The 23,057-nt window shown below is 58.3% G+C and carries 24 protein-coding genes; 8 read left to right on the plus strand and 16 right to left on the minus strand.

From position 1 onward, the window contains the following. Positions 1-4: 4 nt before the first annotated feature. From BLW66_RS16415 to glpD, 5 genes are read right to left on the minus strand one after another with little or no spacing between them, the layout of a single operon-like run. Positions 5-853, minus strand: coding sequence for a carbohydrate ABC transporter permease (locus BLW66_RS16415; RefSeq protein ID WP_089948515.1), 849 nt, complete (start codon positions 851-853; stop codon positions 5-7). Continuing rightward, positions 853-1,725 carry a carbohydrate ABC transporter permease gene (locus BLW66_RS16420; RefSeq protein WP_089948518.1) on the minus strand — a complete coding sequence of 291 codons (873 nt, stop codon included), beginning with the start codon at positions 1,723-1,725 and terminating at the stop codon, positions 853-855. The genes BLW66_RS16415 and BLW66_RS16420 overlap by 1 nt, the downstream gene beginning before the upstream one ends. A gap of 49 nt (positions 1,726-1,774) precedes the next feature. Further along, a complete protein-coding gene (locus BLW66_RS16425) occupies positions 1,775-2,854 on the minus strand; it encodes an ABC transporter ATP-binding protein (protein WP_089948520.1) in 1,080 nt (359 codons plus the stop codon). Positions 2,855-2,866: 12 nt separating this feature from the next. After that, on the minus strand, positions 2,867-3,958 hold the full coding sequence (locus BLW66_RS16430) for an ABC transporter ATP-binding protein (protein ID WP_089948522.1): 1,092 nt from the start codon (positions 3,956-3,958) through the stop codon (positions 2,867-2,869). Between the two features lie 22 nt (positions 3,959-3,980). Beyond that, a complete protein-coding gene (gene glpD / locus BLW66_RS16435; RefSeq protein ID WP_089948525.1) occupies positions 3,981-5,585 on the minus strand; it encodes a glycerol-3-phosphate dehydrogenase in 1,605 nt (534 codons plus the stop codon). A gap of 264 nt (positions 5,586-5,849) precedes the next feature. Here glpD and BLW66_RS16440 point away from each other — a divergent pair, with 264 nt between their 5' ends. After that, complete coding sequence (locus BLW66_RS16440; RefSeq protein ID WP_089948528.1) at positions 5,850-6,608, plus strand: DeoR/GlpR family DNA-binding transcription regulator; 759 nt, start codon at positions 5,850-5,852, stop codon at positions 6,606-6,608. On the opposite strand, the gene rfbA is transcribed toward BLW66_RS16440, so the two are convergent. Genes rfbA through rfbC form a run of 4 tightly spaced genes read right to left on the minus strand, consistent with a single transcriptional unit; the run spans position 6,513 to position 10,005 of the window. Continuing rightward, positions 6,513-7,520, minus strand: a complete 1,008-nt coding sequence (gene rfbA / locus BLW66_RS16445; RefSeq protein ID WP_089948532.1) for a glucose-1-phosphate thymidylyltransferase RfbA — start codon at positions 7,518-7,520, stop codon at positions 6,513-6,515. The two genes, BLW66_RS16440 and rfbA, sit on opposite strands and share 96 nt — an antisense overlap. After that, complete coding sequence (gene rfbD, locus BLW66_RS16450; protein WP_244508679.1) at positions 7,517-8,404, minus strand: dTDP-4-dehydrorhamnose reductase; 888 nt, start codon at positions 8,402-8,404, stop codon at positions 7,517-7,519. The genes rfbA and rfbD overlap by 4 nt, the downstream gene beginning before the upstream one ends. Then, complete coding sequence (gene rfbB / locus BLW66_RS16455; RefSeq protein ID WP_089948538.1) at positions 8,401-9,438, minus strand: dTDP-glucose 4,6-dehydratase; 1,038 nt, start codon at positions 9,436-9,438, stop codon at positions 8,401-8,403. The genes rfbD and rfbB overlap by 4 nt, the downstream gene beginning before the upstream one ends. Beyond that, positions 9,439-10,005 (minus strand): dTDP-4-dehydrorhamnose 3,5-epimerase, encoded by a 567-nt coding sequence (rfbC, locus tag BLW66_RS16460; RefSeq protein WP_342027830.1) that lies wholly within the window; start codon positions 10,003-10,005, stop codon positions 9,439-9,441. It lies immediately after the preceding gene. 269 nt (positions 10,006-10,274) lie between these two features. Between rfbC and BLW66_RS16465 the strand changes: the two genes are divergently transcribed. The 6 genes from BLW66_RS16465 to BLW66_RS16490 all read left to right on the plus strand — a co-directional run bounded on the left by BLW66_RS16465 (position 10,275) and on the right by BLW66_RS16490 (position 16,082). Next, entirely contained in the window at positions 10,275-11,537 is a 1,263-nt protein-coding gene (locus BLW66_RS16465; RefSeq protein ID WP_089948544.1) for an ABC transporter substrate-binding protein, read from the plus strand. Between the two features lie 97 nt (positions 11,538-11,634). Further along, positions 11,635-12,570: a carbohydrate ABC transporter permease gene (locus tag BLW66_RS16470; protein WP_089948548.1), complete on the plus strand. Its 936-nt coding sequence runs from the start codon at positions 11,635-11,637 to the stop codon at positions 12,568-12,570. Then, the gene (locus BLW66_RS16475) at positions 12,563-13,450 is read left to right on the plus strand and encodes a carbohydrate ABC transporter permease (protein ID WP_089948550.1); all 888 of its coding nucleotides are present in this window, start codon (positions 12,563-12,565) and stop codon (positions 13,448-13,450) included. The genes BLW66_RS16470 and BLW66_RS16475 overlap by 8 nt, the downstream gene beginning before the upstream one ends. 4 nt (positions 13,451-13,454) lie before the next feature. Further along, the gene (locus BLW66_RS16480; protein ID WP_089948553.1) at positions 13,455-14,579 is read left to right on the plus strand and encodes an ABC transporter ATP-binding protein; all 1,125 of its coding nucleotides are present in this window, start codon (positions 13,455-13,457) and stop codon (positions 14,577-14,579) included. A 1-nt stretch (position 14,580) separates the two neighbouring features. Continuing rightward, a complete protein-coding gene (locus BLW66_RS16485) occupies positions 14,581-15,609 on the plus strand; it encodes a Gfo/Idh/MocA family oxidoreductase (RefSeq protein WP_089948556.1) in 1,029 nt (342 codons plus the stop codon). Then, entirely contained in the window at positions 15,606-16,082 is a 477-nt protein-coding gene (locus BLW66_RS16490) for a heme-degrading domain-containing protein (RefSeq protein ID WP_089948559.1), read from the plus strand. Before BLW66_RS16485 ends, BLW66_RS16490 begins: the two co-directional genes overlap by 4 nt. A gap of 6 nt (positions 16,083-16,088) precedes the next feature. Here the strand turns inward: BLW66_RS16490 and BLW66_RS16495 are convergent, their stop codons facing one another. Beyond that, positions 16,089-17,537, minus strand: a complete 1,449-nt coding sequence (locus BLW66_RS16495) for a sensor histidine kinase (RefSeq protein WP_089948562.1) — start codon at positions 17,535-17,537, stop codon at positions 16,089-16,091. Continuing rightward, on the minus strand, positions 17,534-18,247 hold the full coding sequence (locus tag BLW66_RS16500) for a response regulator (protein ID WP_089948564.1): 714 nt from the start codon (positions 18,245-18,247) through the stop codon (positions 17,534-17,536). The genes BLW66_RS16495 and BLW66_RS16500 overlap by 4 nt, the downstream gene beginning before the upstream one ends. A 126-nt stretch (positions 18,248-18,373) precedes the next feature. On the opposite strand from BLW66_RS16500, the gene gloA2 reads away from it, so the two are divergent. Next, positions 18,374-18,775 carry an SMU1112c/YaeR family gloxylase I-like metalloprotein gene (gene gloA2 / locus BLW66_RS16505; protein WP_089948567.1) on the plus strand — a complete coding sequence of 134 codons (402 nt, stop codon included), beginning with the start codon at positions 18,374-18,376 and terminating at the stop codon, positions 18,773-18,775. Here gloA2 and BLW66_RS16510 read toward each other — a convergent pair. The 5 genes from BLW66_RS16510 to BLW66_RS16530 form a co-directional block, all read right to left on the minus strand. Then, positions 18,759-19,742, minus strand: coding sequence for a glucokinase (locus BLW66_RS16510; RefSeq protein WP_089948570.1), 984 nt, complete (start codon positions 19,740-19,742; stop codon positions 18,759-18,761). The genes gloA2 and BLW66_RS16510 overlap by 17 nt on opposite strands. A gap of 153 nt (positions 19,743-19,895) precedes the next feature. Next, on the minus strand, positions 19,896-20,795 hold the full coding sequence (locus BLW66_RS16515; RefSeq protein WP_089948573.1) for a ribokinase: 900 nt from the start codon (positions 20,793-20,795) through the stop codon (positions 19,896-19,898). After that, positions 20,792-21,241: an RpiB/LacA/LacB family sugar-phosphate isomerase gene (locus tag BLW66_RS16520; protein WP_089948575.1), complete on the minus strand. Its 450-nt coding sequence runs from the start codon at positions 21,239-21,241 to the stop codon at positions 20,792-20,794. The genes BLW66_RS16515 and BLW66_RS16520 overlap by 4 nt, the downstream gene beginning before the upstream one ends. 32 nt (positions 21,242-21,273) lie before the next feature. Continuing rightward, positions 21,274-22,548: a TRAP transporter large permease gene (locus tag BLW66_RS16525; RefSeq protein WP_089948578.1), complete on the minus strand. Its 1,275-nt coding sequence runs from the start codon at positions 22,546-22,548 to the stop codon at positions 21,274-21,276. A 1-nt stretch (position 22,549) separates the two neighbouring features. Continuing rightward, positions 22,550-22,999: a TRAP transporter small permease gene (locus BLW66_RS16530; RefSeq protein WP_089948580.1), complete on the minus strand. Its 450-nt coding sequence runs from the start codon at positions 22,997-22,999 to the stop codon at positions 22,550-22,552. Positions 23,000-23,057: the final 58 nt, after the last annotated feature.

A 23,057-nucleotide genomic window follows, 5' to 3' on the forward strand; every position in this document is an offset into this window, starting at 1 on the left:
TTTCTTACACGCGGCCCAGGGCAAAGCCCTTGGCGATGTAGTTGCGAACAAAATAGATCACCAAAGCACCCGGAATGATGGTCAGAACCCCCGCCGCAGCAAGAACCCCCCAGTCAATCCCGGCAGCGCCCACGGTGCGTGTCATCGTGGCGGCAATCGGCTTGGCGTTCACACTGGTCAGCGTGCGGCTGAGCAGCAGCTCCACCCATGAGAACATGAACAAAAAGAACGCCGTGACGCCGATGCCCGATGCCACCAGCGGGGTGAAAATACGGATGAAGAACCGCGAGAATGAATAGCCGTCGATATAGGCCGTCTCGTCGATTTCCTTCGGCACGCCGCGCATGAAGCCTTCCAAAATCCAAACCGCCAGCGGCACGTTGAACAAGCAATGCGCCAAGGCCACTGCGATATGTGTGTCGAACAAGCCCACCGAGCTATAGAGCTGGAAGAATGGCAGCGCGAAAACGGCAGGCGGCGCCATCCGGTTGGTCAACAGCCAGAAGAACAGGTGCTTGTCGCCCAAGAAGGTGTAGCGGCTGAACGCGTAGGCGGCAGGCAGGGCGACGAGCAGGGAAATAACCATGTTCATCAGCACGTAGGCCATCGAGTTCAGGTAGCCCGTGTACCATGACGGATCGGTGAGGATCGTCACGTAGTTGGCGAAGGTCAAATCGCGCGGCCACAGGGTGAAGCTGTTCAGAATTTCCGTGTTGGTCTTCAAGCTCATGTTCAAGAGCCAGTAGATCGGCAAAAGCAGGAACAGCAGGTAAAGCCCCATGACGACCGCGTTGCCCTTGATCTTGGGCAGCGCGAAGCCACGCTTGGCGGGGGTGTTGGTGAGATCAGACATCAGTGGCCATCCCTTTTGTCGAGGTTCGTCATCACGGTGTAGAACACGTAAGACACCAGCAAAATCACGAGGTAATACATGATCGAGAACGCGGCGGCGGGGCCTAGGTCAAACTGGCCGAGGGCCATTTTCACCAAGTCGATCGACAGGAAGGTTGTCGAGTTGCCCGGTCCACCACCTGTGACCACGAACGGCTCTGTGTAGATCATGAAGCTGTCCATAAAGCGCAGCAAAATCGCGATCATCAGCACGCCCATGATCTTGGGTAGCTCAATGAAACGGAACACTTTCCAGCGGCTCGCTTGGTCGATTTTCGCGGCTTGGTAATAGGCGTCGGGGATGGATTGCAGGCCAGCGTAGGCCAGCAGCGCCACCAGCGACGTCCAGTGCCAGACGTCCATCACGATGACGGTTGCCCATGCGGCGTAGAAGTCTTGGGTGTAGTTATAGTCGATGCCCAAGGCGGCCAGCGTGTAGCCCAGAAGGCCGATGTCGACGCGCCCGAAGATTTGCCAGATGGTGCCAACCACGTTCCACGGGATCAGCAATGGCAGGGACATAAGCACCAGACAGACGGACGCCCAGAACCCTTTCTTCGGCATGTTCAGCGCCACAAAAATACCCAAAGGAATTTCGATCGCCAGAATGATGCCCGAGAACGCAATTTGGCGACCCAAGGCATCCCACATACGCTCCGACGCCATCATTTCGCGGAACCAATCGAGGCCCGCCCAGAAGAACTGGTTTTGCCCGAAGGTGTCTTGGACCGAGTAATTTACCACTGTCATCAACGGAATAACCGCCGAGAACGCGACGAGCAGCAGCACTGGCAGAATTAGAAACCAGGCCTTTTGGTTGACTGTCTTATTCATGACGCGTTCCTTTTAAAGAGCAGTGGGCGGGGTTGGGATTTCTGCGCCATTACGCCACCTCTGGCGTGACGCGCCAGCTGTTGGAGTAGACGTTGACCCCTGCCGTATCGAACACAACGCGGTTCATGTCGGGGGAGATTGTCTCGCCCTCGCCCGCCAGAATGTTGATCTCTGCGCCTTGAAAATCCGCGCGCACGATCTTGTGGCGGCCCACGTCTTCGACCCGTTTGATTGTGACTGGCAAGCCCGCGTCGCCAGTGGCGAGGGACGCGAATTCCGGCCGTACGCCGACTTCGACCTGCCCTTGCGGCGCGCCAAACCCCTTGCCCAGTGATATCTGCGTCCCGCCGATGACGGCCTTGTCGCCCTGCACGTCGGCCGCCAGAACGTTCATGCCGGGCGAGCCGATGAAGTAGCCCACGAAGGTGTGCTCCGGCGTCTCGAACAGCTCCCTTGGGGTGCCCATTTGCACAACGCGCCCGTCATACATGACCACGACTTTATCCGCGAAGGTCAGGGCCTCCGTTTGGTCGTGGGTCACGTAGATCATCGTATGGCCGAACTCTTGGTGCAGCGATTTTAGCTGCGTGCGCAGCTCCCACTTCATGTGCGGGTCGATCACGGTCAGCGGCTCGTCGAACAGCAGCGCGTTCACGTCCTCGCGGACCATGCCGCGCCCGAGCGAGATTTTCTGTTTGGCGTCAGCAGTTAGGCCGCGCGCCTTGTGATCCAGCGTCGCTTCCATGCCGATCATTGCGGCGATCTGCTGCACGCGGTCTTTGATGTAGCTGGGATCAGCGCCGCGGTTGCGCAGCGGGAACGCCAGATTGTCGCGCACAGTCATCGTGTCGTAGACAACCGGAAACTGGAAAACCTGCGCGATGTTGCGCTGCGTTGTCGGTGCGTTCGTGACGTCCTTGTCGTTGAACAAAATGCGCCCCTGACTGGGGTGCAGCAAACCGGAGATGATGTTGAGCAACGTTGACTTGCCGCACCCCGAAGAGCCAAGCAGAGCGTAAGCCTCGCCGTCCACCCAATCGTGGTTCAGTTCTTTCAGCGCATAATCGTCTTCATGCTTGGGGTTTGGCAGGTAGGAATGCGCCAGATTTTCGAGGGTAATTTTAGCCATTGGTTCGTTCCCTCAAGCTGCAGCTGCGTAAGACGCCGGAGCGACAGAAGTGCCGTCTTGCGCAAAGATGTAAACATGTGCCTGGTCCAGATAGACGTTGAGTTCCGCGCCGGTTTGCAGCGCTTTAACGCCGTGCACCAAGCCGACCCAGTTTTCGCCGTGGTGCTTCAGATGGATGAATGTCTCCGAGCCTGTGATCTCTGTCACCGACAGGTCGCCGGTGAATTCTAGCGCGTCGGGCGCCTCTTTCTCCAGCTTCAGGTGGTTCGGGCGGAAGCCCGCAACATAGCTGCCATCGGCAAGACCAACGAAGGCGCCGGAGGTCGCCGCGCCGATTTTGCCGTCGCCAAAGCGCAGCTGGTCGCCGGATTTCTCGAACTCCAGAAAGTTCATGGGCGGGTCGGAGAAGACGCGTGCCGTCGTCGCATTGACCGGCTGGCGGTAGACGATCGGTGTCTTATCAAACTGGGTGATGCGGCCTTCCCAGATCGTCGCCGTGTTGCCGCCAAGAAGCAGCGCCTCTTCCGGCTCTGTCGTGGCGTAGACGAAGATGGAGCCTGCCTCTTCAAAGATCTTCGGGATTTCCGCGCGCAGTTCTTCACGGAGTTTGTAGTCGAGGTTGGCCAAAGGCTCGTCCAGCAGAACCAGCCCCGCGCCTTTCACAAGCGCGCGCGCAAGGGCGCAGCGCTGTTGTTGGCCGCCGGACAGTTCCAGCGGCTTGCGGTCCAGAAACGGGGTGAGCTTCATCAGCTCTGCCGCGTTTTTCACTGCCGCGTCAATCTGCTCTGCGGATTGTTTCAAGAGGCGCATCGGGCTGGCGATGTTCTCATAGACTGTCATCGAGGGGTAGTTGATGAACTGCTGGTACACCATCGCCACGCCGCGATCCTGCACGCGCAGGCCGGTGACGTCCTTGCCCCCCCAGAATACCTTACCCGTGTTCGGCACATCCAGCCCCGCCATCAGGCGCATCAGCGATGTTTTGCCCGACGAGGTTGGCCCAAGCAGCACGTTCATTGTGCCCGATTGCAGCTCTAGATCGGTGGGGTAAATATGCGTCTGGCCGTTCACGACCTTCGACACGCCCTCTAAAACAAGTGACATTTCGTTCTCCCCTTAGCGCTTTTCACACGGTGTGCTGCGTTGCCGTTGTCAGCCACGCGTCAAGCGCGTCAATTTCTTCTGTCGTCAGGCGAAGGCCCAGTTTCGATCGCCGCCAAACGATGTCCTCTGCGGTCTGCGCGAATTCGTGATCTACCAGCCAGCGCACTTCGCGCTCTGTCAGGTTGAAGCCGAAAGACTGGCCCAGATCGGCAATGGATGCCGCATCGCCAAGCAGGTCAAACGCGTCCAAACCGTACGCTTTGATCAGCCGCGCCGCCCAAGCATCATCCAAAAACGGGAATTGCGCAGACAGCCGCTGTTTCAGCGCACCGACCCCGTCGACCGGAAAATCACCGCCCGGCAGTGGCACGCCCGCCGTCCACGGTTTACCCGTATCCGGCAAGACGCCTGCGATCTTTTCCAACGCGGATTCAGCCAGTTTGCGGTAGGTGGTGATCTTGCCGCCAAACACGTTCAGGATCGGCGCGCCCGACGACTTATCTACCTTTAGCACATAATCGCGCGTTGCAGCAGTCGCGGAGCTGGCACCGTCATTATAGAGCGGGCGCACGCCGGAATATGTCCAGACAACGTCGTCATCCGAGATGTCTTCTTTCAGGTATTTTGAGGCGAAGTTGAGCAGATATGTCTGCTCCTCCGGCGTACAAACAGGCTTTTGGGAGACGTCCTCGTGATCCGCATCGGTGGTGCCGATCAGGGTGAAATCAGTCTCGTAAGGGATCGTGAAGATGATCCGGCCGTCTTCGCCTTGAAAGAAATAGCATTTGTCGTGATCATAAAGCTTGCGGGTCACGATGTGGCTGCCACGAACCAGCCGAACGCCGTCAGTGGAGTTGCTGCGCACCGTGTTGCGAATGACGTTTTCCACCCACGGGCCGCCCGCGTTGATCAGCATCCGCGCCTGCACAACGCGCTGGCTACCGTCTTGCTGCTCCAGCGTCACGTTCCAGATGCCGTCCGACTGCTCCGCCGACACAACCTTGGTGCGCACGTTAATCTTGGCACCGCGCGCCTGCGCGTCGCGGGCGTTCAGAACCACCAAACGGCTGTCTTCGATCCAGCAGTCGGAGTATTCAAACGCCTTCTCGAAGCGGTCTTCCAGCGGCGCGCCTTCTGGCGTTCCCGACAGACTCAAGGACGTTGTGCCCTTCAGGATATTCCGACCACCGAGGTTATCGTAAAGGAACAGGCCAAAGCGGATGAGCCACGCGGGGCGGCGGCCCTTCATCCACGGCATGAAAATGTTCAAAACTTTGGAGGTTGGCGTATCGCCATCAAAGCGCATATCGGGGTGATAAGGCAGCACAAAGCGCATCGGCCAAGAGATATGCGGCATGGCGCGCAGAAGCGTTTCGCGCTCGATCAAAGCCTCGCGGACAAGGCGGACTTCCCAGTATTCCAGATAGCGCAATCCGCCGTGGAAAAGCTTGGTAGAGGCGGAAGATGTTGCCGAGGCGAGGTCGTTCATTTCGGCCAGTTCGACACGAAGCCCACGGCCCACCGCGTCACGGGCAATGCCGCACCCATTGATGCCACCACCGATGACAAACAGATCGACTATGTCGTGAGTTTCACGTTGCTCCACTGAAGCCTCCCCCTCAGTCATACCGCGCCAAAGCCTCCCAGCTTTTAGCGTCACATCAATCAACACTGAGTCAAATTTTAAGTCAATAACGAATGTTCGTTTATGTTCGTTTAGGCATATGCCTCTGAAAATCATGCGCTTTATTATCGCAATGCGAACATATGTGTCCCATTCGAGCATGAAGATTCGAATCGAGTCTTGACGCTGGGGCAGGACTATTGATTGTTTATACGACTAAACACGCCCCAGAAATGCGGCGTGAAGGAGGTGACCAAAGGGGGAGCGATGGTCTCGAACTTCAGGCAAAAAGAGATACTCGAGCTGGCACGAAAAGACGGCAAGGTGACAGTCGACGGCCTTGCAGAGCTATACGATGTGACCGTGCAAACCATTCGCCGCGACCTGTCGGAACTGGCCGACAGCGGCCGCCTTCAACGCGTCCACGGCGGGGCGGTTGTCCCCTCCGGCGTAGTCAATATTCAGTACGAGGAGCGGCGCAGGCTGAACGAAGACGGCAAGAAATCGATTGCGGTAAGATGTGCCCAAGAGATCCCGAACGGGGCGTCCGTCTTCATGAATATCGGCACGACGACAGAGGCCGTTGCGCATGAATTGCTTGATCATGAAAACCTGCTGGTCGTCACCAACAACCTGAACATTGCCAATATTCTTGCCGCCAATCACAGCTGCGAAATTATCCTAGCTGGCGGCGTTCTGCGCCGCGCTGACGGAGGGATTGTCGGCGGGCTGACCGTGGAGATGGTCAAGCAGTTCAAGTTTGATTACTCGGTTCTGGGCTGCTCCGCCATTGATGCGGACGGCGATTTGCTGGACTTTGACGGGCAGGAAATCATCGTCAGTAGCACCGCGATAAAACGGTCCCGAAAGGTGATGGTCGTGGCCGATCAGAACAAGTTTGAGCGCAAGGCACCGCTGACGATCTGCTCCTTAAGTGACGTTACTATGCTTTTCACCGACGCTAATCTGTCGAAGCAGCTTGTCGCTGATTGTACCGCTTGGGGGACGGAAGTCGTGGTTGCGTGATTTTGCGTGCAGTTCGGTGTCGCAAGGCTCCGCCTGAAGCAGGCTTTCCAGATAATCCCCGTACTCGTTTTTGGCGAAGAGCGTCGCCCGCCGTCGCAGACACGCAGCGTTGATCCAGCCTTGGGTAAAGGCAATCTCATCTGGGCTTCCGGTCTGCAGTCCTTGGCGGGTTTCCAGCGTTCGCACGAAATTCCCCGCATCAAGCAAGCTTGCGTGCGTGCCGGTATCGAGCCACGCATAACCGCGCCCCATGCGTTGCACGTTAAGCAAGCCGTCATGGAGGTACATTTCCAAAAGCGCGGTTATTTCCAGCTCCCCACGGGCCGAGGGTGTGACCGATTTCGCCCGCTCCGGCGCGGTGCCATCCAGAAAATAAAGCCCCGTAACAGCGTAGTTGGAGGGGGGCACGCGCGGCTTTTCAATGATCTGCTGCGCCCGACCGTTATCGTCAAAATCCACCACACCGTAGCGTTCCGGATCAGACACGCGGTAGCCGAACACCGTCCCGCCCCACGCCTGCGCATTCGCCCGCGCAAGGATATCGGGCAAGCCGTGGCCGAAGAAAATATTGTCCCCAAGCACCATGGCGGACGCGGCACCATTCAAGAAATCCTCCGCCAATACATAGGCTTGCGCCAAGCCGTCCGGCGCGGGTTGGGTGACGTAAGACAGCGATACGCCCCATTGGCTGCCGTCGCCCAATGCGCGCTTGAACTGATCGGCGTCTTGCGGCGTGGTGATGATCAGGATGTCGCGGATCCCCGCCAGCATCAGCACCGACAACGGGTAGTAAATCATCGGCTTGTTATAGACCGGTAGCAGTTGTTTCGACACGCTGACGGTAATCGGATAGAGCCGCGTGCCGGAGCCACCGGCGAGGATGATACCTTTGCGTTTGGGTGTTCGCGTCATGCCGAGATTACCTCGTTTTTGTCGTTCAGTTGGTCGATAATGCCCGCGACACTGACCCGCCAATCAGCTTGGGAGATCCCGAAGGCCGCCCGTGTCGTGGTGCAATCGAGCCGTGAATTCAGGGGGCGGGCGGCTGCGGTCGGGTAATCGCGGGTTGGGATGTCTTGCACGTCGCATGTGATGCTCGCATGGCTGAAAACCATGCGGGCGACGTCTGCCCAAGTCGTGTGCGGGGTGCCGGATAGATGATATATCCCCGATTTTTCAGGCTCTGACACAAGCGTTTTTGCAATAGTCACACATGCCTGCGCGATGTTCGCCGCGGCGGTGGGTGCGCCGATCTGGTCCGACACAACCGCCAGTGCATCGCGCGATGCCCCAAGGGTCACCATCGTTGTGATAAAGTTTCGCCCGTGCGCCGACACCACCCAAGACGTTCGCAAGATGGCATAACGCCCGCCCGCTGATGCGACCGCGACCTCCCCCTCGCGCTTGGTACGCCCGTAGGTGTTTTGTGGGTCCGGCAGGTCGGTTGGCGTCCACGGCTTTGTACCTTTGCCGGAGAACACATAATCCGTTGAGATGGTGACGAAGGGAATACCCTGCGCGGCGCAAAACCTTGCCATGGCCGCCGGCGCCGCCGCGTTGATCACACGCGCGGTGTCGCGATCCGTTTCGGCGGCATCAACCGACGTGTAGGCGGCGGCGTTGATGACCGCGTCGGGGTGGTGCGTTTTGATTGCGGCTATGCAGGCTGACGGATTGATCAGGTCAGCCTCTGCACGGCCAAGCGCGGTGATCTGTGCGCCGCACCCGTCTAAGGCGCTAAGTGCGCTGCCAACTTGGCCCGTGCGCCCGAACACAAGGATACGCGCGGGGCTCACGCGGCGCCCAGACGCATGCCAACACCTTGGCGGGTTTGCAGCGCCTGCCACCACGCGGGATTGTCCAGATACCAATCCACAGTTCGCGCAAGTCCGCTCTCTATCGTCGTTGAGGGGGACCACCCTAACTCCGTCCGGATACGGGACGGATCGATCGCGTAACGAAGATCATGACCGGGGCGATCAGCCGTAAAAGTGATCAAGCGAGCATGGGGCGCTTGCGTTGGGCGGCGCGCGTCCAGCAAGGCGCAGATCACCTTGACCAGCGCCAGATTGCTGACCTCATTCTCGCCGCCAATGGCGTAGCTTCGCCCTACCGCACCTGATTGGAGTGCGCATAGTAACGCCTCCGCATGATCCTCCACGAATAGCCAATCGCGCACGTGGCTGCCGTCGCCGTAGATCGGGATCGGCTGCCCAGAAAGCGCCTTGAGGATAACCACGGGCACCAGCTTTTCAGGGAAGTGAAACGGGCCGTAATTGTTCGAGCAATTGGTAATGATGAACGGCAAGCCATAGGTCTGCCCCCAAGCCCGCACCAGATGATCGCTGGCCGCCTTGGATGCCGCATAGGGGCTTTGCGGATCATAAGGCGTGTCTTCGGTGAATTGGCCCGTTGGGCCTAAGGTGCCGAATACCTCATCCGTGGAGACGTGGTGGAAGCGGAAATTGCGCGGTTTTCCCGCGCTTTGCCAATAATTCCGCGCGGCCTCCAACAAGGTAGAGGTGCCGGTGATGTTGGTTTGGACGAAGACCTCAGGCCCATCAATAGAGCGATCCACGTGGGTTTCGGCCGCCAAATGCATCACCGCGTCCGGTTGGTACGCCGCGAACATCCGGTCTAGCGCCGCGCGGTCACAAATATCCGCGTGTTCGAACCTGTAGCGCGGGTTGGAGGCCACGCTGGCGACGTTCTCCAGACAGGCCGCGTAGGTTAACGCGTCGAGGTTCACGACGGTATGACCCCGCGCGATCGCCAAACGGACCACCGCAGACCCGATGAACCCTGCCCCGCCTGTGACCAACAGCTTCATCTATGCCCCCTCATATTCAAACGGGCTCCGCAGATCGGCGAGCAGCGGCGCTTGCGCGTCTTTGTCTGACAAGATTGGTATACGCCCCGCCAAGCCCCACTTGATGCCGACATCGCGGTCGTTCCAGGCCAATGCGCCTTCCGAGGTGGGTGCGTAGTGGTCGGAGCATTTATAAATGATTTCCGTGTCCGGCTGCCGCGTCACAAAACCGTGGGCAAAGCCCGCTGGAACCAGCAGCTGTTTGCCGTTCTCGAAACTCAGCTCCGCCCCGAACCATGCACCATAGGTGGAGGAGTTTCGGCGGATATCGACGGCCACGTCAAACAACGCCCCGCGCCCGCAGCGCACCAGCTTGTCCTGCGCGTGGGGCGGGGCCTGAAAATGCAGACCGCGAATGGTGCCCGCCGCCTTTGAAAAAGAGTGATTGTCTTGCACAAATCGGGTGCTGACACCGTGCGCGGCCAGTGCTTTCTGGCTGTAAGACTCGGAAAAGAACCCCCGCCCGTCGCCATGCCGCGACGGGGTGATGACGATGACCCCAGCAAGGGGCGTCTGCTCAATTTGCACCATAAGTTAACCCTTCGTATCCCCTACGATTACGTCGAATTGGTTAACGAATTAGATGCAACTTCCCGATTATTTGCCTTAACTGTTGCTGGCCTATCTTGCGCGCGCCTATTGGACGCCACTGGCGTTTGTATCAAATCTTTACAAACCTGAGACCAAGTTTCGTGTGCATCTCACACCGACTTCGGAAACTATGATTTCAAGTCATGCCAGTGTTTGAGGAGGCGCGGGCATGTACTGAGTGAGATCATTTCCAGGGAGGATATGCCATGAAAACGAAAGCTATTAGAAACGTCTCGGGGGCCGCTATGATGTCGGCGGTTTTGGCAGGCGGCGCGCACGCGGAACCGACGTTGGAGGTGCTGCATTACTGGACCTCGGGCGGCGAGTCGCTCGCGATTAACGTCTTTGCCGACGCACTGAACAACGCAGGCGGCAAATGGGTCGACCAACCAGTTGCCGGTGGCGGCGGGGACGCGATGAACACCGTTTTGCGCACCCGCGTCATTGCAGGCGATCCGCCCGGCATGACGATCCTGAAGGGGCCGGTTGTGACTGAATGGGCTAACGCGGGGGCCTTGGCTGACCTCGAAAACGTGGCGGCTGCCGAGAAATGGGACGACATCCTCCCGCCGCTTCTGTCGGACATCGTGAAAGTGGACGGCAAATACGCGGCGGTTCCACTGGACGTGCACCGCGTGGATTGGATGTGGGTGAACCCCGAAGTGCTGGCGAGTGTCGACGGCGCCGTGCCGACCACATGGGACGAATTCAACACCCTTGCCGACAAGCTGCTTGAAGCCGGCATCACGCCGTTGGCGCATGGTGGCCAGCCTTGGCAAGACGCCACGATGTTCGAGGTCGTGGCCTTGGGGCTTGGCGGCCCTGACTTTTTCCGTGAAGCGCTGGTCGACGTGAACCCAGACGCGCTGCGCAGTGACACTATGATCGCTGTTTTCGACCAGATGCGCCGCATGCGCGGCTACGTGGACGACAACTTTTCGGGACGCGACTGGAACCTTGCCACGACCATGGTGATGAACGGCGACGCTGCCATGCAAATCATGGGCGATTGGGCCAAGGGGGAGTTTCTGGCGGCCAACAAAACCCCCGGAGAAGACTTCATCTGTGCGCCAGCGCCGAACAAGGGCGGCTACATTCTGAACTCCAACAGCTTTGCCTTCTTTGACGATCCGAATGCATCCGACGATGCGGTCGCCGGTCGTGAATTGATGGCGTCGCTATTGTTGTCCGAAGAAGCGCAGATCGAGTTCACGCTGAACAAGGGCTCCGTACCTGCCCGTCTTGGCGTATCGAGAGAGCCTTATGACATCTGCGGTGTGCGCTCCATGGATGATATTGAGGCCACTTTGGCGTCCGGCACTCTTGTCCCAAGTATGGCGCATGAGATGGCAACATCCAGCGCCAATCGCGGGGCATTTCTGGAAATCATAACCGAGCATTTCAACTCGGACATGTCCTCCCAAGAAGCGGTTGAACTGCTGGTCGAGGCGATTGAACTCGCCCAGTAAGCCCAACCCCTTCAAGAATGCCGCTGCCCCATCCGGCAGCGGCATTTAATTCAACACCAACTGCGCACCGTCGCAGTTTCACCCATGAGGTGGACACATGTCCCAGACCAAAGAGTCCGGCGAAAGCCCGGACAGGTCAAAGGGTGGCCAAGGTAACTTTGTCTTTTGGCTACAGACCCGCATCTCGCAATTTGTCGTCGCGCCGTCATTCCTCGCGATACTGGTTGTGGTTTACGGTTTCATCCTTTGGACCGGCTATATTTCCCTTTCAGACTCCCGCATGCTGCCCAGCTACAACTTTGCGGGCCTAGAGCAATACGACCGCCTTTGGTCCATGTCGCGGTGGTATACGGCCCTGAACAACATGCTGGTGTTTGGCGGGCTCTACATCTTCATAAGCCTGCTGATCGGCATCACGCTGGCCATATTACTGGACCAACGCATCCGCATGGAAGGCGCGTTGCGCACGATATTCCTGTATCCGATGGCGCTGTCCTTCATTGTGACGGGGACGGCGTGGAAGTGGATTTTGAACCCCGGGTTAGGCGTGCAGCAATTCGTGCGCGACCTCGGGTTCGAGACCTTCACCTTCGACTGGATTGCGGACCGTGATATGGTGGTCTACACGCTGGTTATTGCCGCCGTCTGGCAGGCCTCGGGCTTTGTGATGGCCCTGTTTCTGGCCGCACTTCGCGGGGTTGATCAGGACATTATCAAAGCGGCCTATCTTGACGGCGCCAGCCTGCCGCGGATTTATACAACGATCATCATCCCCTCCATCAAGCCAGTGTTTCTGAGCGCGGTGGTGATCCTGTCGCATCTTGCAATCAAGAGCTTCGATCTGGTGGTGGCAATGACCGCAGGCGGCCCTGGTGTGGCGTCCGACCTACCTGCCACATTCATGTTCGCGATGTCATTCCAGCGCAACCAGTTGGGCGTCGGCGCGGCGAGCGCGATGATGATGCTGGCGACGGTCATGGCGATCATGGTGCCTTACTTCTACTCCCAACTCAGGGGGGAGCGTCATGCTTGATACAAGCGCACTTCCCGGACGACGCTCCATCGGACAAATCATCGGGCGCATCACCATTTACGCGATGCTGCTGATCTTCGCGACGTACTACCTGATGCCCCTGTTTGTGATGCTGTCCACGTCCTTGCGACCGTTAGCGGAGATCAAAAGCGGCTCCATCATCGCCTTGCCACGAGAGATCACGTTTGACGCGTGGGTGAAGGCATGGGGGCAGGCTTGCATCGGTACAAAGTGCGACGGCCTGAGCCCGCACTTCTGGCTCACGCTAAAGGTCGTGGTGCCGTCGGTGATCGTCTCCACGGTACTGGGCATGATCAACGGCTATGCGCTGACCAAGTGGCGCTTTAAAGGGGCCAATTTGGTATTCGGCCTGATGCTGTTCGGCTGCTTCGTCCCCTATCAGGCGATCCTGCTGCCGATGGCGCAAACCCTTGGGACGCTTGGCATATCCAATACCCCTCTCGGGCTGGGCTTGGTGTTCACGCTCTACGGCATCCCGTTCACGACGCTGTTTTTCCGAAACTACTACGTGAGCATCCCTGACGATTTGATCAAAGCCGCCACCATCGACGGCGCGGGCTTCTTCGCGACCCTGTGGTACATCATCGTGCCGCTGTCCCCGCCGATCATCGTGGTGACCGTCATCTGGCAGTTTACCGGCATGTGGAACGACTTTCTATTTGGGGCGGCGTTCTCTTCTGGGGCGGGTCAACCGGTCATCGTCGCGCTCAACAATCTGGTCAACACCACCACTGGCGTCAAAGAATACAACGTAGATTTCGCCGCCTCCATCATCGCGGCCATTCCGACGGTCTTCGTCTATGTCGTCGCCGGAAAATACTTCATTCGCGGTCTGACCGCGGGTTCTGTGAAAGGATAGAACATTGGCAACCCTCAGAATTTCCGACATCCGGAAGAAGCTTGGCGGGAATGACATTCTCAACGGGATCAATGTTGATCTGGAGGACGGCGATTTCCTTGTGCTGCTTGGTCCTTCGGGCTGCGGGAAATCCACCCTCCTGAACATGATTGCAGGGCTGGAAACCATCGACAGTGGCGAAGTTCGCATCGGTGACCGCGTTGTGAACAACGTCCACCCCCGCGACCGTGACATCGCGATGGTGTTTCAATCCTACGCTTTGTACCCCAGCATGACCGTGGCGAAGAATATCACCTTCGGGCTGCAACGGCGCGGGGCCAGCAAGGCGGAGCAGGCAGCGGCACTGGACCATGTGGCGGGACTGTTGCAGATCAAGCCGCTGTTGAACCGGCGTCCGGCGCAACTGTCCGGCGGTCAACGCCAGCGCGTCGCGATGGGCCGCGCGTTGGTGCGTGATCCCAAGCTGTTTTTATTCGACGAGCCGCTCTCAAACCTTGACGCGAAGCTGCGCGGTGAAATGCGCACCGAGATCAAGCGCCTGCACCAACGGTTAGGCTCCACGATTGTTTACGTCACCCATGATCAGGTGGAGGCGATGACGTTGGCGAGCCACGTCGCGGTGATGAAAAACGGAGCAATTCAGCAGTACGGCGAGCCGCAGCAAATTTACGAGCGCCCTGCCAATATGTTCGTGGCTGGCTTCATCGGCGCGCCTGCTATGAATTTTGTGCCGTGCGTCTTGACCCAAAACGAAAGCGGACAGTACTGCGCGACCATCACGCAACCGGACGACCTGCGCACGAAAATTGAACTGGTGCTACCCACCGGCAACACCGACCTATCCGCGCGACTGGGAACGGACCTGATACTTGGCATCCGGCCCGAAGGGATCACCCGCGCGCCATCCGGCGCGGACGACACTGGGTCTTTCGATCTGGTCGTGGATGTGGTCGAACCCACGGGGGCGGACACCATGGTTGTGTTCAACCTAGGGAGCAAAGAAGTCACCGCGCGCCTGTCGCCGAAGGATGTTGTCCCCGCCGGACAATCCATGCGGTTTCAATTCAAAATGAACGAGGTCAGTCTGTTTGACCCTGACACAACCAACCGTATCGAAATGGGAGAATGAGATGTCGAAAGTAAAAGTTGGCCTATTGGGATACGGGCTTGCCGGATCGGTGTTTCACGCGCCGTTGATCCAGTCCTGCCCCGACATGGAATTGACTGCGATCGGCAGCCGCAGCTTTGAGGGCAAGGACACGCCGGACGGGGTCGAGACGGGATCGTTCGACGACGTTATCAACAACGACGCCATAGATTTGATCGTGATCGCCACGCCGAACACCAGCCATTTTCCGCTTGGCTTGCAGGCAATTTCGGCAGGCAAACACGTGGTCATCGACAAGCCTATGGCCGTGCGCCTGTCCGAGGTGGAAACCCTTATCGCGCGCGCTGCTGACAAGGACCGCCTGCTGTCCGTCTTCCAAAATCGCCGTTGGGATGGTGGCTTGCGCACCGCAAAATCTGTAGTTGATGGCGGGGAGTTGGGCGATATTTCATACGCGGAATTCCGGTACGACCGTTTTGTTCCAACGGTAAAGAAGCGCTGGCGCGAGGAACCGGCCCCCGGCGCGGGGGTTCTGTTTGATCTGGGCGCACATCTGATCGACCAAGCATATTATCTGCTGGGCATGCCGACGGCCGTCACGGCCTCCGTGACTGCGCAACGCGAGGGGGCGGTGGTCGATGACTTCTTCCATATCGTTCTGGACTACCCGACCGCCCGCGTGGTGCTGAACGCAAGCTCGCTCCTCTATGACCACGGGCCGCGCATAGCGCTCTACGGTGACAAGGCGGGATTCCAACACTACGGGTTGGACGGTCAGGAAGATGACTTGAAAGCGGGCAAACGCCCCGGCGATGCTGGGTGGGGTCACATGGACAACGCGCAGGCGGTCATGCTGGCCGCCGACGGCAGTTCGCGCAGGGAAATCCCCTCTCTGAACGGCGCGTATGAGACGTATTATAACGGCGTCGCCAAGGCGATCCTGACTGGTGCCCCCCTGCCCGTGACGCCCGAAGACGCCCGCAACACCTTTGCAATCTTGCAAGCCGCCGTAACAAGCGGCATCGAGAAACGCACGGTGGCTTTGGTATGACCCCTCACGAGATGCCTGACGAAGATCTTCTGCGGCACATCGCGGATCAAGAGGCGCGCATCGTGTTTCGCGACTTCAGCATGGCGCGCGCGTTGGAGGTTGGTCAGGCCTTGGTCGCCAAGGCTCAAGCCGCGAATGCGCCTGTCGTTGTCGACATCACCCGCACTGGACAAGTGTTGTTTCACTGCGCCTTAGAAGGTGCAACGCCCGACAATGCCCAGTGGGTCATCCGCAAAAACCGCGTGGTCGACAGGTTCCGGCACAGCTCTCTCTATATGGGAGCATTTTGTAGAATTGCGGGCGTCACGTTGGAGCAAAAGTACATGCTGCCCGCGAACAGATACGCGGCACATGGCGGGGCATTTCCGATCATCGTGGAGGGCGCGGGTGTGATTGGCACGGTGACCGTGTCGGGCCTGCCGCAGATTGAAGATCACGAATTGGTTGTCTCGGTCCTGTCGGAATTTGTCTGACCTTGCTTAGGAATTGCGCGGCAAGCTTACGCGCAATTCCAGCCCGTTGGTGTGATGGTTGAACAGTTGTATCTCGCCGTTGTGGTCTTCGATGATTGACTTTGCCACGGACAATCCAAGCCCAACGCCCCCCGTCGCCCGACTGCGCGACCCTTCGATGCGGTAAAACGGCTCAAACACCAGTGCAGTTTGGTCGGTCGCGATGCCGTCACCACCGTCGATCACGCGAACCACGATCTCCTGCGCGTTTGCCTCGATATCAACGCGCGCCCACCCGCCGTATTTTAACGCGTTATCAATGATATTATTGAACGCACGACGCAGGCGACAGGCTTGGCAGATCAAGGTGATCTGACGGTCCATATCGACGTCAAAACTGTTGCGACGCGGATCAAAGACCGTGCCTGAGGCTGAAACAGTCAGGGGCTCCGGCAAGTTCAGAACCACGTTTTTGCCAACATCCACATAGTCGTCGCAGATGCTTTGCATTAACGTAACGAACAGGATTTTATCTGCCTTTTCCTGATGAAGACCGTCTTTCAAGAAGTCGACAGCGGCATTCACCATTTGTGAAATCTCGGCCAGATCCGACAAGAGTTTGTTGCGAAGGGCATCGTCGTCGATCATCTCTGCCCTGAGTTGCATTCGCGTGGCGGGCGTCCTCAGGTCGTGCGAGATCGCGGCTAGAAAGCGCGTGCGCTCCGTAATCTGGCGACCAATGTCTTTGTTGATCGCGTTCAATGCCGTTGCCAATTCACGCAGCTCCGTCGGGCCGGCAAGCGCAATTTCATTCGGTTTTCGCTGACCCAATAGCAGATACGCGTAGTCGACCAGGAACTTGAATTTACGCTTCAAATAGCCTGACAGCACGGAATTCAGACCCAGAAAGCTCGCGATTCCTAAACACCAGATAAGCCCTATTTGTACGTTGGTAATCCGCCCGCGCCAGTGGGAGGGGCTGCTGAATTCCACCCACCGCCCATCAATCAACTGTAACCGAAGAACGGCATCCGTGCGCAGGGCCGCAATGCGCGAGGACAGGACCGACAGTTGCGCCGCCAAAGACTTGCCCGACGGTATCTCATTGGAATCAAGCGCCGTGGCCTTCAGGCTTGCCCGCGCCAGCCGCGCCCGATCAGGTGTCTCTGGCAGGCGGAAAACAGTCTCCGTCCAGCCGCGCCTTGTCGCAGCGGAGAACGTGTTGCCTGTCTGAAGTTGCCAACGCAATCCGTCCGTCGTACCGCGCAGCGCGGCGGATCTGCCATCTTCAAGCTGTGCAAGAACGCCGACCATCTGCGTACCAAATCCTGCCGCGACTGCTTCGCTCACAGCAGCGGCTTGCAGCGACTTATGCGTCCCATATCCAAGCGCGCCAATCGTGATCGCGACCATCGTGCTTGAGGCGAACATGACCTGTGACAGCGACAGGGCGACGCGACCTTGAGGGCGGCTCATTTCAGAACGTCGACATCAAGCGTGAACATATACCCTGTCCCACGGATCGTTCTGATGAAGTCTTCGACACCCAAAAGCGGCGCAAGCTTCGTACGAAGGCGGCTCACGTGAAGGTCCACGCTCCGGTCAAACGCCCCCAGTTCATGGCCACGCAGATGTTCGGAAATGTCGTTTCGATCAATCGCCTCATGCGATCGCTTTACGAACAACCGCAAGAGGTCGAATTCCGTACGGCTCAAGTGGATCACCACGTCGTTCGGGGCACGGAGTTCGTGTTTGGTCACATCGAAGCGGAACTGCTCGAAGGTGAAAACCTTCGGCTCGTTTTGGACCCCATTCCGCGACCCCAAGGCGGCGCGACGAAATATGGCCCGTATGCGCGCCAATAGCTCTCGCGGGCTGAACGGTTTCACCAGATAATCATCGGCCCCGACCTCCAGCCCGACGATACGGTCGGTTTCCTCATCAAGGGCCGTCAATATGACGATGGGCACGTCGGATTTCGCGCGCAATTCGCGGCACAAGGTCAACCCGTCAACGCCGGGCAGTAGCACATCAAGGATCACCAGATCGTAGCAATTGTCCTCAAGTGCGGCCCATAGATCATCACCGGACGCACCCGTTGAAACCTGCAAGCCTTGCCGTTGGAGGAACTGCTGTAGAAGCTCCAAAATCTCAGGATCGTCGTCGATTACCAAAATATGGTCCATGAAACCCTATCTAGCATAAATCCCTAAGAAATAGAGGATAATTTGACATCTCATCGCGATTTATCTGCATCCTTCGCGCGCGTTTCGCGTAGGGTTTGCCAAAATGGCCAGAACGGGAGAATGTTGATGGTTCACCTACGCGCGATCCACCATGTCGCCATCATTTGCAGCGACTACACCACGTCCAAACAGTTTTATTGCGAAACCTTGGGGCTGAAGGTTCTGGCGGAAAATTACCGTGCCGACCGGCAGTCGTGGAAACTGGATCTAGCCTTACCAGATGGCGGGCAACTAGAGCTGTTTTCCTTCCCCGATGCACCGCAGAGACCGTCGTTTCCAGAGGCCCAAGGCCTGCGCCACCTTGCTTTCACCGTCGGCGACATAGATGCCGCGATCCGAGGATTGCAACAATCAGGTGTCGCACCAGAAGAAGTCCGAGTTGACGAATTTACCGGCGCAAGATTTGCGTTCTTCGCGGACCCCGACGGCTTGCCCATTGAGCTTTATGAAGTCACCCGGCCGACATAAGCGCGTTGCGCGCTCCGACGAGGCCGAAATCTGTGCTTTTCATCAAATAGAGTGGGAAACCTGACCGCAACGCACTGAACCTGCCGCCGTCACGAAACGCGCCAATAAAGGTTTCATCAAACAACCACGGGTTCTTAACCGCCACCCCACCCGCGATAAATACGCCGCCACGAGACATGGTCGTCAGTGCCAAATCTGCACAAATTTGGCCAAGATGCGTGCGGAATATCTCGCGTGTTTTGACAATCGCCGGGCACGTCACCTTCGGGTTTGCAAGCAGGTCTTGGGGCGTCAGGTCTGGGGTCGTCATTCCAAGAGTTTGACTGACGGCCTGATGCAGGTGCGGAAGGCCACGGCCACTTAAAAATGCTTCGGCCTCAACGCAGAGACGTTGGCCGAAGAACACATCCGGCCAGACGGTGCGGAAGGCTTTGAAAACCTCTACCTCAAAGTCCGTTTGCGGAGAGATGCCGATGTGGCCACCCTCCCCGGGCACGGCCATAGGGCCATATGGCGTTTGCACCAAGATACCCACGCCAAGCCCCGTGCCCGGCCCGAGGATCACGCGGTTGCCGTAGGGGATCCGTGTCGGGCCGGAAAGGTGGTCGACATCGTCGCTCTCAACTGTCGACAACGCCCATGCTGCAGCCTCGAAGTCATTGATAAATCTCGCAGATTGGTCGCATGTCAAAGGCTCTATATCGGCGACATCGAAGTTGCTTTGTGCGTTTGTCATCTGCACAGCCCCCTTCGATATAGGGGCTGCTACCGCAATTACCGCACGGTTCGGCAGCACGGGAAACCGAGATACGTAGTCGGACACGAGTTCGGGAATACTGCGAGCGTTTTGCGTTGAAAACGTCTCCACGTCGCCAATCTCGCCATCCAAAACGCGGGCCAAACGGGTGCTGCTTCCCCCAATGTCGGAGATCAGACTCCAGCTTTGGACAGCCCGTGAATGAAGCATATTTATCCCCCCGAATACCGTCGACCTATCGGCGGCTTTCTGTTGCCACCTATCAGGTTACAACAGGGTAAGTTTGGCAATTTTCTGGAATATTTTCAGCAAAAACCTTGTCGCGATTGTGTATCAAGACAGCGCGTCACGGGGCCGCTTTCGCTAAGCGGCCCCCATCATGTCCAAATCTTCTTCGCGGGGCATTCCAGACTGCGCGCCCAAGGCGCGGCAGGCCATTGAGGCGGCGCGCGTTGCATGGTTGAGGGCTGCGGCGGGGGGCTGGCCTTTGGCCAGCATCGCCGCGTAAACGCCCACGAACGTATCGCCCGCACCTGTTGTATCAACCACCTCCACCGCCGTGGCCGTGCTGCGGGTCACGGTGCCGTCTGGCGACGTCATCTCGGCGCCGTCACCGCCGCGGGTGACGATGACGGCAGTGTCGAATGTACGCGCGAGATCGGCGGAATCCTCGACCTGCATAAGCTGTTGAAGCGCCGCCCATTCCAGCTCGTTCACCACCAAATGGGCGGTGTGGAGCAAGCAGTCCACGACCTCTTCCACACTGGCGTCTTGCGGCATCGGGGCCATGTTCAAAACGGTCACCGCCCCTTGGGCGTGGAACTCGCGCAGCTTTGGGGCGACGCGTGGCAAGCCCAGCTCCATCTGGCTGACAAACACGTCGCACGGTTGGGCTGCCTTTGCGTCAAACTGATCGTTCGCACCTGGCAGCACGATGATGGCGTTTTCCCCGTCGGCTGCGATTTGTATCCAAGCCTGACCGCTGGCGCAGGGCATCTTTTGCACCAAATCCGTGGCCACGCCGTTTTGCTGCAAATTCGCAAGCATGGCCGCACCGTGATCGTCGTCGCCAACGGCGCCGATCATCCCGACGGACGCGCCCATTCGCGCAGCCGCGACGGCTTGGTTACCACCCTTGCCGCCAAAGAAAACCTGCGGCTCCGCCGCCATGATCGTTTCACCAGGGGCCACGATATGCGGAAGGTGGCACACCAGATCAGCGTTCAGCGCACCCAACACCAAAATGCGCGGTGACTGGGTCATTTGAATGCCCTTTCCATTTCGTGCAGTTTTTCCACGCGACGGCGGCAATCGGGATCGGTGGAGAATTCGGCCGACAGGTAGGACGCAACCAAATCATCCGCCAACCACGGGCCGACAATCTGCGCGCCGATGCACATGACGTTTACGTCGTCGTGCTCCACACATTGGTGGGCGGAGTGGATGTCGTGACAAACCGAGGCGCGGATACCCGGTACTTTGTTGGCCGCAATCACCGCGCCCACGCCTGTGCCGCAAACCAGCACACCGCGCGTTGCTTCACCGTTGCGGATTTTTTCGCAGAGCGCTTTGGCGATGTCAGGGAAGTCGACCGGAGCCTCGTCAAAGGAGCCCACGTCGGTCACCTCATAGCCCAATTCGGTGATTTTCTTCACGACACTGGCTTTCATCGGAAAGCCTGCGTGGTCCGACCCTATTACGATTTTCATTGAAGTCTCCATAGTCAGATAAGGTGTTGAATTCAGCGCATCATGCGCGGCAGCCAAAGCACGAGGTCTTCGGCAAATGTGATGATCCCGAGGCACAGCAGAAGCGGCACGTAGAAAGGCAGCAAGGCGACCAAAAGCTGACGCAGGCTGATCTTCGCAATCGTCGAGACAAGGAACAGTGACAGCCCCATTGGCGGCGTCAGCAAGCCCAGCATCAGGTTAAAGATCACGATGATACCAAGGTGCACAGGGTCGATGCCTGCGGCGACCAACGGGGGCGCAATGATCGGCACTACCAGCAGCGTCGCGGTGGTCGAGTCGAGAAACATGCCAGCGATAAAGAAGATCAAGTTCGCGATGATCAGAAGCACGATCGGGCTTTGGGCGAACTGCAAAATGAACTTGGCGAAGTCCTGTGGGATTTGCTCCACGGCCAAGATCCAGCCGAACATCGACGCCGCCGCAACGATCACCAGAATGGCGCTGGTTGACAGGGCCGTGTTCAATGTGGCTTGCCACATATGGCGCCATGTCAGCTCTCTGTAGACGACGGTTGCGATGAACAACACGTAAACCGCTGTCACGGATGCTGCTTCAGTCGGGGTAAAGAAACCCAGCATCATCCCCGCGATCATCAGCACGGGCGCCAGCAACGCTGGAAGTGCTGGCAGCAGGCTCAACGCCACTTCCTTGACGGTCGGGCGACGTTCCGCCCGCGGCATCTTGGTGACGATTGCGATGATGGCGGCGGTGATCATAAGCAGCAGAATGCAGATCAACGCAGGCACGATCCCTGCCACCAAAAGCTGCACGATGGAAACGCTCGTGACCGACCCGTAAACGATCAGCGGGATGCTTGGTGGAAAGATAGGGCCAACAACAGCGGATGACGCGGTAACTGCCGCCGAGAATGGCGCGGAGAAGCCGCGCTTCTTCATGGCCTCAATCTCGATCCGGCCAAGCCCGCCGATGTCCGCCAAAGCAGCCCCCGACATGCCAGAGAAGATCAGGCTGGAGAAAATGTTGACCTGCGCCAAACCGCCCGGAATGCGGCCAACCAAAGTGTCGGCGAATTTGAAAATCCGCTCGGTTACGCCGGACAGGTTCATCAGGTTGCCCACGAAAATGAACACCGGCACCGCGACCAGCGGAAAGCTGTCGAGCGCATAGGTCACACGCTGCGCCAGCATGCCGGGTGGCAATCCCTCCAGCAGGACATAGAGGATTGAGGGCAGCAAAATGGCGTAAACCACGCGCACGCCCAGCATGAAGAGTGCCAGGAACAAAATTATTAGTGCGATACCCATCTCAACGCCCCCCGTCAGTGATCTGCGCCATCAGGCGCAATGTGTGAAACACCGCGGCACCGGCAAAACCGACAGCCGCAGCGCCAAGAAATACCCAAAACGGGATGCCCAACGTGGGCGTGGCATTGTTCATATTGCCGGAAATATTGGTGGCCGTGATCACCGCCATCGCGAGGGAGATGATCAGCCCGCACAGCGTGTTCATGACCGAAAGATACTTAGGCGCCCGCCCCGGCAGAGCGTTGCGAATTTCGGACATGCCGATGTTTTCACGCGCACCAACCACCAGCGGGTAGGCCACGAACACGGACGCGATGAGCAAAACGCGGGTCAGCTCCTCCGCGCCGATGATCGCGCTGCCAACCACGTTGCGCATAACGACTTGGACAAAGGGGACCGTAACAAGTGCCGCGATAAGCAGAACACATATGGCTTGGAGAAGGCGGTGCATGACAAGTTCCTGAAACGTCAAAAATGGGCCGACAGCATTGCCGCCGGCCCAGTTGGGG

The sequence above is a fragment of the Litoreibacter albidus genome, from assembly GCF_900107015.1.
Classification (GTDB): Bacteria; Pseudomonadota; Alphaproteobacteria; order Rhodobacterales; family Rhodobacteraceae; genus Litoreibacter; species Litoreibacter albidus.